Below are 12,430 nucleotides of genomic sequence, written 5' to 3' on the forward strand. Positions count from 1 at the left end.
ACAAGTGCTACAGAAATTTTATAGTATCGTTTATTGCCTTTATCGTGCTTTAATTGACACAATTTATAATGATGGAGTGGAGCACGCAGGATATCTATCATTTTTAATCCTGTTATCAATATTTCCTTTTCTTATTGTTTTAATGGCCATGGCATCAACGTTCGCAAATTTCTTAGATCAATACAATGTCGGCTGGGCATTTATTATTGATAACATGCCACAGGATATTTTATCATCTTTGATGCCACGTATTAGGGAGATAATATCAGGCCCTCCGCAAAGCTTATTAACCTTGGCAATTGTAGGCGCTGTTTGGACTGCCTCATCGACAATTGAAGGATTCAGAACGATATTGAATAAGGCCTATAAAGTCCCGGTTTCATCGCCTTATATATGGAGAAGGGTGCTCAGTATATTACAATTTTTAGCAATTACGCTTGTTACAACTCTGACTATAGTATTTTTTACATTAGTGCCAATGTTAATTGATTTTTCTTACCAAGGGCTAAGTTATACTAGATATTTACTTATTGAGTTTGTGCTTTTTACTATAGTATCTTGGCTATATTTTACATTGCCAAACATAAAACAAAACTTATCAGACGTATTTCCCGGATCTTGTGTAGCTGTTATTCTTTGGACGATCTCTGCTTCAGCTTTCAAGCAATACTTAAAAGCTTCCTTTGACCAACTGAATTTGATATATGGAAGTTTAGGTGGTGTGATAGTATCGTTACTATTTTTTTATGTGCTAAGTTTGATTTTTATATATGGAGCAAAATTTAATTTTCAGCTAAAATATTTCAATGGATCTTGCTAAGGAGAAAGAAATGGGTGACTTAGAAGGTAAAATAGCTTTAATTACCGGAGCTTCAGGTGGAATAGGCTCTTCTGTTGCAAAAAGATTTGTAAAAGAAGGTGCATGTGTAATTCTGATTTCCAGATCTCTTGATAATCTCAAGCCATTGTATAACGAAATTGAAGAGCTGAAAGAAGGCTCTGTGAAACTAATTCAGCTTGATCTTTTAGACTTTGAAAACGTAGAAAAACTGGCAAATATGATAGAAAGCCCAAAATTATCAGAATCTGGAACACTTGATATACTGATTGCATGCACTGAAATTTTAGGTAAGTTGAGCTCTGTTCATGATTGTGAGCTTGAAGATCTACAGAACGTAATGAATACAAATTTTACTGCCAGTTGGTACTTGCTAAAAAATTTGGGTCCAATACTAAAAAAGTCTAATGCTGGAAGAGCGATATTCATGACCTCAGAGATAACACTTTCTCCTTCCTCTTATCCATATTGGGTACCATATGCTGCAAGTAAGGCTGCACTAGAAGCAATGGTGAAGATATATGCATCTGAGACAAAACATACGAACTTATGCATAAATGCCGTGTATTCGGAAGGGCCTATCGATAGTGAAATGTATAAGCAAGCATTTTCGGGAAAAGATATATCTGAATTGGTGCCACCTGATAAACTGACAGACAAATTTGTAGAACTTGCTTCTGAAGATTGTAGCATATCAGGACAAATCTTACCACTTAGCAAATCTCCCGAGTAAATTACCATAGTATCTGCAAAGATACCGTTAAGCCTAAAGGTAGTTAGGTTTAATAAAAATTCACATACACAGGAAAGATTGGTAACATTATTTGAGTCGAGACTATTATTGTAATTATGCCAAAACGCACAGATATAGAATCTATATTAGTAATAGGAGCAGGCCCAATAGTTATAGGTCAGGCATGCGAGTTTGATTATTCTGGAACGCAAAGCTGTAAAGTATTAAAAAGTGAAGGTTATAAAGTCATTTTAGTTAACTCCAACCCCGCAACTATAATGACAGATCCTGAATTCTCTGATGCAACTTATATTGAGCCGGTGCTACCTGAAATCATAGAGAAAATTATAATTAAGGAGAGGCCAGACGCAATATTACCAACAATGGGAGGGCAAACAGCACTTAATTGTGCAATAAAACTTGCAGATGATGGAGTGTTAGACAAATACAACGTAGAATTAATAGGAGTAAATAGAGAAGCAATAAAAAAAGCGGAAGATAGAGAATTATTTCGCCAATCCATGGATAAAATAGGTCTAAAATACCCCAAAAGTATCATTATAAAAAATCAAGAACAAATAAAAAAGGCTTTGGATTACATTGGATTACCAGCAATCATCCGTTCATCATTCACTCTTGGTGGCGCAGGTAGCGGCATAGCATACAATAAAGAGGAGTTTTTCAATATTGCAGAAAGTGCTCTAAAAATTTCACCAATAAATGAAGTTCAGATAGATGAATCAATTATGGGCTGGAAGGAATATGAAATGGAAGTTATCCGTGACTGCAAGGATAACTGTATAATAGTGTGTTCAATAGAAAATATTGATCCAATGGGAGTGCACACCGGAGATAGTATCACAGTTGCTCCTGCTTTGACTCTGCGTGATGCTGAATATCAACAAATGAGAAATGCATCTATAGCAGTGCTGAGAGAAATTGATGTTAGCGCCGGTGGTGCAAATGTTCAGTTTGCAGTGAATCCTAAAGAAGATGGAAGCCTCGTTGTAATTGAAATGAATCCAAGGGTTTCTCGCTCCTCTGCACTTGCTTCGAAAGCAACAGGCTATCCTATTGCAAAAGTTGTAACTAAACTTGCTATTGGCTATTCGCTCGATGAAATATGTAACGACTGTGCTCCAGTTATACCTGCTGCATTCGAACCAGTGATTGATTATATCGTCACTAAAATTCCTCGATTTGAGTTTGAGAAATTTAAGGGGACGAATTGTGAACTATCAACCTCCATGAAATCAGTGGGAGAAGTAATGTCTATAGGCCGCACTTTTAATGAGTCACTACAGAAAGCTTTTCGCTCACTTGAAACAGGGCTCACGGGACTTGATGAAGTGTTTTCTGAAGACACAGATGTTAAATCTCAATTAGCAAAATTGCTGCCAAACAGATTACTGATTGCTGCTGACGCAATGCGTCACGGAATTAGCATAGAAGAAATAAATTCGATTACAGGATATGACTTATGGTTTCTGCAAAATATACAGCAAATCATCTTGGCTGAACAAAAAATCAAGGAAAACGGCCTTCCTGGAACTGCATATGAAATGTTAGAGCTGAAAAAAATGGGGTTTTCAGATGCAAGATTGGCAAAATTAAGCAATAAGAAAGTAGAACAAATTGAAGCAATAAGGAAAAAATTTGATGTTAATCCAGTTTATAAGCGTGTAGATACCTGTGCAGCTGAATTTGAATCGAGCACTGCTTATATGTATGGCTGCTATGAGGGTGATGTTGAAAATAAAACGGAATGTGAGGCGAATATTTCGGATCGAAAAAAAGTTGTTATTTTAGGAAGTGGTCCAAATCGCATTGGTCAAGGTATTGAGTTTGATTATGCATGCGTACATGCAGCTTCTGCCGCCAAAGAAATGGGGTATGAAACAATAATGATTAACTGTAATCCGGAAACCGTTTCAACTGATTATGATACCGCTGATCGTTTATATTTCGCCCCACTGATTGCAGAGGATGTGCTTGAAATACTAAGCAAAGAGCAAGAAAATGGCACACTGGTTGGTGTAATAGTTCAAATAGGTGGTCAAACACCTTTAAAGTTAGCCAAAGTGCTTAACGAGAGAGGTTTCAAAATTCTGGGAACTTCGTTTGATTCTATTGACCTTGCAGAAGATCGCATGAGATTTAAAAACCTTGCTTTGCAACTTAATTTAAAACAACCTGAAAGTTCTATCTGCCATTCAGTAAAAGAAGCGTTAACCAACGCAGAAAAGGTGGGGTTTCCACTAGTAGTCAGGCCATCATATGTCCTCGGCGGTCAGTCTATGTCGATTAGACACGATACTCAGAGCTTTAAAGAGTATGTCTTGAATCAAACCAAAATTTTTGAACACGGGTCACTGCTTCTTGATAAATTTTTAGTCAATGCAGTTGAGGTTGACGTTGATGCTGTATGTGATGGGAAAAAAGTTTTCATTGCAGCGGTCATGGAGCACATTGAAGAAGCTGGTATCCACTCTGGCGATTCAACATGCTCAATACCGACAAATACATTGAGTGACGAAGTAATAAAAGAGATCGAGCTCCAAACTGAAAGAATAGCTCTTGCACTAGAAGTGAAAGGTCTGATAAACATTCAGTTTGCTGTTCAAGAGAGTGATGTATACATACTTGAAGTGAATTTAAGGGCTAGCCGTACAGTTCCTTTTATTTCCAAGGTAATCAATATTCCTATTGCAAAGCTTGCCACTCAGGTTATTTTGGGTAAAAAATTGAATCAGGAAAACAAGCCTTTCAATCATTTTGCAGTTAAAGCTGCTGTTTTTCCATTCACGCGTTTTTCGGGAATTGACACTTTACTTGGTCCTGAAATGAAATCAACAGGAGAAGTGATGGGAATTGACTTATCTTTCGGAGCTGCACTTGCAAAAGTGCACATGGCTGCAGGATACAAGTTACCAACAGAAGGAACAGCTCTGGTTTCAGTAAAAGATGATGATAAAGAGTATATATTGCCTGTTGTACGAATGTTGAAAGAACTGAGTTTTGAAATATATGCCACCAAAGGCACAGCTTTGTATCTGAACAATAACGGCATTGCTGCAAAAGCTGTAAATAAAGTGAGAGAAGGCAGACCCCACATAGTTGATATGCTCAAAGATGGAAAAATAAATCTAGTAATCAATACTTCAAAAGGTGTGAAATCAGTTTCAGATAGCAAAGATATCAGGAGAACTGCTATTTTGCAAAATATAGCTTATAGCACCACAGCTTCTGGGAGTAAAGCGTTAGCGCTTGCAATTCAATATGTAAAGAATAGCAAATTGGAAGTGAAATCATTACAGCAGATACAAAATGTTTAAATATCAAGACTATAATAAATTATTACTTATTTCAAAATGAGGATCGTGTAAGCTAAGGCGAGAGAAATGTAATTAAAGGATTTTTGTGTCAGTATCAATATATAACTGCCTTGAGCGTTTGTTGAAAGGCTTTGTACTAATTTTCTTGATTCAAACAATATGCTAGACTTTAACTTAAAAATCTTTGTAAGTGATCACGACTGAAAGGTGTTTTCATGCATTTTTTACCTGAGTGCAATAAGTGTAATTCATTGAGTTTCCAAAATTGATAATGAAGAAAAGCATTACTCGTCTAATAAAAGCAATTCAATACTCCTGTGAAGGAATAAAATCAGCTTTTGTATCAGAAGTTGCGTTCAGACAGGAGTTACTGCTTTTTATAATATGTGTTTCAACTTTGTTTGTTTTAGATGTAAGTAATTTAGAACGTGCAGTAATGGTAAGTAGCCTATTTTTGGTGTTAATTGTAGAAATTATTAACACTGCTTTTGAAACAACAATTGAGCGTATTTCCAGTGAACAACATATACTTTCAAAAAAAGTGAAAGATCTAGGTAGTGCAGCAGTTTTTCTCTCATTAATTAACTTCTTGATAACATGGATGATAATATTGATATGAATGTTGTTAAGATATATTTTCAAATTCACCGATTAAGACTTGCATGTCTTGTGGTAAATCAGAAACAAATTCCATATATTCTTTACTTTTTGGATGGTATAAGCCTAGCGTGTGAGCATGTAGTGCCTGTCTATTGAAATTACGGATAAAGTCAGAGTTTTTAGCATGTTTTTCACTTTTACTACTATTTTTTCCGTAAACTTGATCACCAACTACAGAATGTCCTATGTGGCTCATGTGTACTCGAATTTGGTGTGTTCTGCCTGTCTCTAAAGTACATTTAACCAGGCTTGCTTGCCCTATAATTTTCTTCACTGAATAATGAGTGATTGCTAATTTACCTGCTGTTTTTGTGACACACATCATTTCTTTATTACTGCGTTTTGGAGCAATATGGGTTTTTACTGTTCCTTGCAGATTAGGTAATGCTCCCCAAATTACTGCTAAGTATTCCCGTTTTATTTTACGATTTGATAGCAGCTCAGACAAGAAGCTGTGGGATTGTTCATTTTTTGCAATTACCATGAGTCCACTAGTATCTTTATCAAGCCTGTGAACAATTCCTGGTTTTGTATTTGTATATGGAATTTTGCCAAGGTGAGCGATCACTGCATTCAGGAGTGTATCATTGTTTGTTCCAGCACCTGGGTGTACTGTTAATCTACTTTGTTTACTCAGAACTATAATGTCCCCATCTTCGTAGATGATATCAAGCTTTATATTATAGTTAGGTTCAATTGATGTGGATATGTCAGGTTGAACGAGATGTACTATATACTCTTCACCTGGTTTTACTATGTGGTCATTATTAATTATCGGCGTGCCAAGTAATGTTACCCTCTCATCTTGTATCAATCTTTGTGCTTTACTGCGTGATATGTTACACTTTTTAGCTATGTAGGTATCTAGCCTTTTCATTACTAACAATATCTAAGACTATATATCTATAGTAGCTACCTTGAATAAGCTACTTCAAATGCTGCATGAACATCTGGATCCACAAAATCAACTTTTGTGTTAGGTTGAGCTTGAAGCCCATCTTGTTTCTGGATATTAAAAGTCATTTGAGAGCCATCTTTCCAGTGGATTATTACCTTGTTATCAAAATTTCTTAATGTTACCTCACTGACTTTTTCTTCCTTATCATCTTTTTTTTCTTCCAACTTGATAGATTCTAATAAATAGAAGAAAAACTCACTTGCTTTGCCATTAATTTTTTTTTCCATTCATCTGCTTTTTCTTGTTCAGATAATTCTTTTTCCAATTTTGCATTTTCTTTCTCCAGTTCTTTTGTCCTTTTTTTTGATTTTAATAGTCTATTTTTCTCTATTGCTTTTCTCTCTTCATCTCGCTGTTCTTCAAGAGGAGAAGGAGGAATAGCACTGTCTTCATTGCTATAGTATTTTCTAAAATGGATGATAAAGTTCCATTATGGTATTACCAACCAAAAGCTGTAAGTCTGTATATTTATACATGAGAGGTCTGAGGCGGCTTTTGATGGTATGCCAACAGTATTCTATAGGATTCAAATCTGGTGAATATGTTGGAAGATACAGCAAATGACAGCCAAAAGACTCTATTAATGATTTTGTTTTAGTGGTCTTATGAAATGTAGCATTATCCATAACTATAGTTGTGCCAAGTGGCAATTTAGGTAATAACATCTTCTCCAACCATGTATTGAATACCTCTTTGTCAACACCCACCTTTGAAAGTCATTGGTGCAATAAATCTCTTTCCAATCCACCCGGCTACTATACTGATTCTCTCTCGAGTTCTCCCTGGAATATCTGCATAAATTTTCTTTCCTCTTGGAGCGCGTCCATATTCTCGGTATAACTTATTATCAACTCCTGCTTCATCTATATATAAGATGCTGGAATGGTCTATTTTTGAGATTTTATCAATAAATTGCTCCCTATCTTCTTGATTGCGCTCTTGATATAGTGTGACTTTTTTTTAAAGTAATTTTTAGCTGTTTTAGTCTATACCAAATTGAGTTTATTCCAAATCCAAGATTTTGTTTCATCTCTGCCAGAGTATGATCTGGATTCTTTGTAACATATTCTTCGAGTATTTTGGGGTCTATTTTTCGAATAAAGCTACCGTTTTTAGATGGCTTGAGGCTTTCACCAGCAGCTTTCTTTTTTAACCAACGGTACAGAGTTGCTATTCCTATCTCCATAAGCTCTGCTACCTCAACCTTTGTCTTACCTTTTTCTATCATCAATACTGCCTTTTCCCTTAAATCCACACTATATGCCATTATAACTCAAATACTTTATTATACCTTTATCATTTACTTTAGGAAATACTATAGTTACTTGTAACTCTTCAATGCTTATATCGCTGCAGCTTGTACTTGGACTCTCCATATCTCCAAGCAATAACTTTGTTATCTCTGTGTGGCCTTTGAGAACAGATAAATGTAAAACAGTCTTGCTAGAATTATCTGCTATATTAATATTTGCTCCGCTTTTAAGCAATAATTTTACCACATTCTCATGGCCTCCCTGAACAGCTAAATATAAAGGAGTAGCACCGAAATGATTTCTTACATTAATATCTGCTCCGTTTTTAAGCAATAATTCCACCTCCTCTTTACAATTTAGGGAAGCAGCATAATGTAAAGGAGTAAAACCATAATTATCCACTGCATTAACATTTGCTCCGTTTTTAAGCAATAATTTCACTTGCTCTAAGCGATTTCCGCAAGCAGCATAATGTAAAGGGACAAGACCTTCATTATCTGTTGGATTAGTATCTTGTTTGGCTCTCAACGATAATTCCATATGAGGAAGAGTAAATCGAGAATTACTTACTGAATTTTCTTGTTCTTGATACATAAAATACCTCTAATTTCTTACAGCTTAGTATAAATATCTACACTATATAAACATCAATTCAACTTATCATCAGGGTAATGGTAAAACTTTTTCCTTTTATAATGAGCATAGGCCTGTGTACATTACTCTAATTATGAGCTTGAGCAGCTGCTTGAAGTTGTTCAGCACTTGGATTATCCAAATTCCGACTTGGAAATGCCTCTATAATGTTCTTTAACTCTTTATCTGTTAAGTGATAAGTTACTTCGTCAAAAACTTGATGTAACACCCACAAATTAGAATTCTCTATAGCTGCTTTACTTTTATCCAATAAACCCCTTCTGTCCGATGCCTTATCAAATTGGCTTACTATCGTACTAACGTGTTCAGGAAATTCTGATATATATTCCAATGCGTCAGAACACCTTATTTCATCATATTCTCTACCAGAAAAATAACCTGCTAATTTATTCTCATCAGTCTCCCGCAGAAACTGATATAATGATATATTGCTGTTACTAAGCCTGACGTTCATCATCTCATTCTGATAATCATCCCAAAATTTGGACAATTCAATATTTTTGACAATACACTCTGGTTTCGTTGTGATACCACTATGTACCACAGCATATGCAATTATAGTTCTTACTACCATCGGTTTATCGCAATACCCTATGTGGTAATCATCACTAGCTACAATAGATAAAGGGGTCCTTCCTTTCTTGTCCACTGCATTAACATTTGCTCCTCTATCAAGCAGCAACCTTACTAATTCCTCCCGATTATACTTAAGTGCAAAATGTAAAGGAGTCATATCCAGATTATCTACTGCATTAACATTTGCTCCTCTATCAAGCAGCAATTCTGCTACCTCCACCTTGCCACTTTTAACTGCAGTATGTAAAGGAGTCCACTTTCGCCTTTCTACTGCATTAACATTTGCCCCTTTATTAAGCAGCAACTCTGCTACTTCCTTATGACCATACCTAACTGCAATATGTAAAGGAGTCTCCTTTTGCACAGTTGTTACTGCATTAATATTTGCTCCAGCTTCTATCAACTCCGTAATCTGCTGTATATTCTCTCCTTTAGAAGAATTCATTAATAGTTCATCCAATTCTCTTTGTTCCCTTTCATTCATAATTTACCCCACAATTTCATTGTAGTTAATTTAATATGCAAAAAAATAATATCAACCCAATTTATCACCACCGGGTAACGGTTGCAAGCCAAAAGCTTCTCTTTTTTCATTGAGCGTCATGAAGCTTGCGTTTTCTACGTATTTCCACATCTTTTGTCTTTTCTCCATTAGAATTTCTATCGCGTCTTTATCATATGACAAACATAAATCTTTGCCAAACTTGGGCACTAGCCAAGAATTCAGGTAACAAATAATATTTTCTAGCGTCGGTAAGACTGTCTGTTCCCAAAGGGAAAGGCGTGCTTCAACCAAATTGCTATAAGTATTATCACCTGGTATGCCAAGCAACTGCGGCGGAACGCCAAAAGCTAGCGCAATATCACGAGCTGAGCTATGTTTTGACTCAATAAAATCCATATCCCTCGGTGATAAGCTCATTTCCTTCCACTCTAAACCTCCTTCAAGCAATATAGGTCTTCCAGCGTTGACAGGACCTGAGTAATGATCATTTATCTGCGCTTTTAAGCGTTGGTACTGCTCTTGACTTAAGTTTCCAACGCTTCCATCCTTTTCTGATTTCACAACTATTGCACCACTTGGTCTTGCTCCATTTTGCAGCATTGCCTGATTCCAAGCTCCCGCTTGGTTATGCTGATATATACTATATGCAGCTGCCTCAATTGGTGAAAGTCCATACCAATCATTCAAAGGGTTAAAGGTTTTAAGATGCAGTACTGTTGAACGCCCAGTCAATTTATCAACTTTAAAGTCATAACTGTTGTTATTTACGGTATAACGATAGGCATAAGGAACGTTACTTCTCCCCGGAACAATTTCAACTCTATCGGGGCGCAGAAGATAAAGCTCTGTTGGTTTGTTCTGCGCCTCAATCATCAATACATAAGAATTGCCATTAACTAATCGATAAGTCACAATCCCTTCAATAAATTCCGATTTTGATGTCATTGGATTAGGAGAATAAAGTAATTTTAGTAAAGGATGTGTTTTTAGTTGTGATTTTCCCTGGTCAGTAAGCTGGCAGAGAATAAAAGGTACCGAAGATGCAGCACTTGCGATCATATTAATTGCTCGAAAGGCAATGACATTTTTTATGTAGCCTTCCTCAGCAAAACTTGCATAATCGCGCCTACTCCAACTTGGTTCCATCATTAGTTGCAAAGCAGAGTATTCACTGCTTTTCTTTCTTTGAAAAATATTAAAATTCATATGTGCCTCCTGAAAATTTTGTTAAAAATTTGAAATTGTAGTTGAATTATATCAATTAGTGTTACAAGAATGATGTCATCCGAGTAGCTGACACTGGGATCCAAGAATTTAATTGTAGATAGCGCACTTAACTAGTGAGCATAGCTGTTTTATACCAGAACGAACACCTTTGACTAGATTGTATGAAAAGCTGGATCCCAGTGTCAGCTACTCGGATGACAAACATGGACTACTTCAACTACACCATCGTTAAAGAAACCAGAAAAGCTGTTATCAAAGCTGAAGCTCTCCTTGAAATCCCTCAACTTTTGGGTTGTTAATTTTGCTATTGCAGCTACTCATTGCATAAACATTAAGACAAATGCTTGTCACTATTCCAACGAGCATACACATTCCTGTTACCGCTGCAGCTACAGTAAAAGCTGTGCATAAAGTTCCACTTGTGAATATAGCTGCTATTAACGTTGGAACAAATAGACAGAATGAAGGTTTAATTATGTAGCTATTAATCTTTTCAATTTTATCGAAAATTTTCCATGGTTCAGCAAGATCTTTCAATGGACCAGTAAGATTTCTTGCCATTTTAACCTGAGTTTCTAAGTTTTGCTTAAAGTAATCACTAAAACTAGTACTTGGAGAATTGTTATCAGGAGTTTTAATAAAAAAACTTACTTGCTTCTTTTGGACTTTAAATTCCCCATTCATGTACTTAAAATTCCTAACATTAAATCTGGATCCATTAGTATACCTAAGCTTAAATTCCATATTAGGATTCAATACATGATTTAAAGTGCTTGCCTTCCTATCTATTAAAGCTTCAAATTTTTCTTTATTCTGATCATAATAGTCAATAAAATCCTCTAATTCTTTTGATAGCTTTTCTAGATCTATTTTTATGCCATAGCTTCTCAATGGGATCAGAAAGGTAAAAAAGTTTTGTAAATAACCTTTGACATTACTAAAGCTTAAATAGAATGACCTACCATGATCAATTTTTGCCCAGAGTTTTTCTTTTACTTTTTCACCCTTTGCATTTTCATACTCCTTTTCTATTACACCAAAATTTTCTGGGTTCACAATATCAGCTTCTCCAAGCAATATTTGAGCAGCCAGTATTTTCTCAAAACCTTTTGCATCTTGGTAATTTTCACCTTTTTTCTTAAGATCCATTAATGTTGTAAACTTACTCAAAAACTTTGATCTCAGATGAAGTTGCTCTTGATCTTTCTCTTGCTCGATGCGCTCTTTAAATTGATCATTACCATTAGCAAATCTTTCCTCTGGCAAATCGTTATTTGTTACCAATTCAACAATTGGAGCTCTGTCATATAAAAACAGCTTATATAAATCACCAGCAACATATTCCCTGATAAAATCAGCAATATTTAAGTCGTCATAACATATACTGCTTTCTACCTGCAGCCATAATAAATCAATAAGACTGTTTATTATAAAATCCGGCAAATAAGGATTTTGCAATTTTGTAGCTTTTCTTGATCCTTTGTAAAAAGATTCTTTGAATTGTGCTAACTTAGACTGTTCTTCCTCTTTTGTCAGAGTATGGTTTAGAACAGACTTAACCATGAAAGCTGCCTTGTCACCTTCATTGTTACTATACTCATGCTCTGCTTGAAATCCTGAACTGCAGCCTACTTCCTTCTCTCCTACTTTCTTGAACTCGCTCATAGGCTGAAGTGTTCTATCATGAAAAT

Annotated in this window: 12 protein-coding genes; 4 read left to right on the top strand and 8 right to left on the bottom strand. The window is 35.7% G+C overall.

Going from position 1 to position 12,430, the window contains the following annotated elements; translation table 11 throughout:
• Window positions 1-4: 4 nt before the first annotated feature.
• From OM962_RS04140 to OM962_RS04155, 4 genes are all read left to right on the top strand, one after another.
• The gene (locus OM962_RS04140) at window positions 5-820 is read left to right on the top strand and encodes a YihY/virulence factor BrkB family protein (protein ID WP_264330904.1); all 816 of its coding nucleotides are present in this window, start codon (window positions 5-7) and stop codon (window positions 818-820) included.
• Window positions 807-1,571, top strand: a complete 765-nt coding sequence (locus OM962_RS04145) for an SDR family oxidoreductase (protein ID WP_006013430.1) — start codon at window positions 807-809, stop codon at window positions 1,569-1,571. The genes OM962_RS04140 and OM962_RS04145 overlap by 14 nt, the downstream gene beginning before the upstream one ends.
• Window positions 1,572-1,687: 116 nt before the next feature.
• Window positions 1,688-4,906 (top strand): carbamoyl-phosphate synthase large subunit, encoded by a 3,219-nt coding sequence (gene carB, locus OM962_RS04150; protein ID WP_264330905.1) that lies wholly within the window; start codon window positions 1,688-1,690, stop codon window positions 4,904-4,906.
• Between the two features lie 271 nt (window positions 4,907-5,177).
• Entirely contained in the window at window positions 5,178-5,525 is a 348-nt protein-coding gene (locus OM962_RS04155; RefSeq protein ID WP_007302306.1) for a diacylglycerol kinase, read from the top strand.
• Window positions 5,526-5,531: 6 nt separating this feature from the next.
• On the opposite strand, the gene OM962_RS04160 is transcribed toward OM962_RS04155, so the two are convergent.
• From OM962_RS04160 to OM962_RS04195, 8 genes are all read right to left on the bottom strand, one after another.
• The gene (locus OM962_RS04160) at window positions 5,532-6,443 is read right to left on the bottom strand and encodes an RluA family pseudouridine synthase (RefSeq protein ID WP_264330906.1); all 912 of its coding nucleotides are present in this window, start codon (window positions 6,441-6,443) and stop codon (window positions 5,532-5,534) included.
• A 35-nt stretch (window positions 6,444-6,478) separates the two neighbouring features.
• Window positions 6,479-6,751, bottom strand: a complete 273-nt coding sequence (locus tag OM962_RS04165; RefSeq protein ID WP_264330907.1) for a hypothetical protein — start codon at window positions 6,749-6,751, stop codon at window positions 6,479-6,481.
• 180 nt (window positions 6,752-6,931) lie between these two features.
• Window positions 6,932-7,231 (bottom strand): transposase, encoded by a 300-nt coding sequence (locus tag OM962_RS04170; protein WP_264330606.1) that lies wholly within the window; start codon window positions 7,229-7,231, stop codon window positions 6,932-6,934.
• Window positions 7,232-7,443: 212 nt separating this feature from the next.
• On the bottom strand, window positions 7,444-7,791 hold the full coding sequence (locus OM962_RS04175; protein WP_213864026.1) for an IS630 transposase-related protein: 348 nt from the start codon (window positions 7,789-7,791) through the stop codon (window positions 7,444-7,446).
• A complete protein-coding gene (locus tag OM962_RS04180; RefSeq protein WP_264330908.1) occupies window positions 7,781-8,371 on the bottom strand; it encodes an ankyrin repeat domain-containing protein in 591 nt (196 codons plus the stop codon). The genes OM962_RS04175 and OM962_RS04180 overlap by 11 nt, the downstream gene beginning before the upstream one ends.
• A gap of 127 nt (window positions 8,372-8,498) precedes the next feature.
• A complete protein-coding gene (locus OM962_RS04185; RefSeq protein ID WP_264330909.1) occupies window positions 8,499-9,491 on the bottom strand; it encodes an ankyrin repeat domain-containing protein in 993 nt (330 codons plus the stop codon).
• A gap of 51 nt (window positions 9,492-9,542) precedes the next feature.
• Window positions 9,543-10,718 (bottom strand): phage portal protein, encoded by a 1,176-nt coding sequence (locus OM962_RS04190; RefSeq protein WP_264330910.1) that lies wholly within the window; start codon window positions 10,716-10,718, stop codon window positions 9,543-9,545.
• A 273-nt stretch (window positions 10,719-10,991) separates the two neighbouring features.
• Window positions 10,992-12,404, bottom strand: coding sequence for a hypothetical protein (locus tag OM962_RS04195; RefSeq protein WP_264330911.1), 1,413 nt, complete (start codon window positions 12,402-12,404; stop codon window positions 10,992-10,994).
• Window positions 12,405-12,430: the final 26 nt, after the last annotated feature.

This window comes from Wolbachia endosymbiont (group B) of Erebia ligea (assembly GCF_947179575.1).
GTDB classification, from domain to species: Bacteria; Pseudomonadota; Alphaproteobacteria; order Rickettsiales; family Anaplasmataceae; genus Wolbachia; species Wolbachia pipientis_C.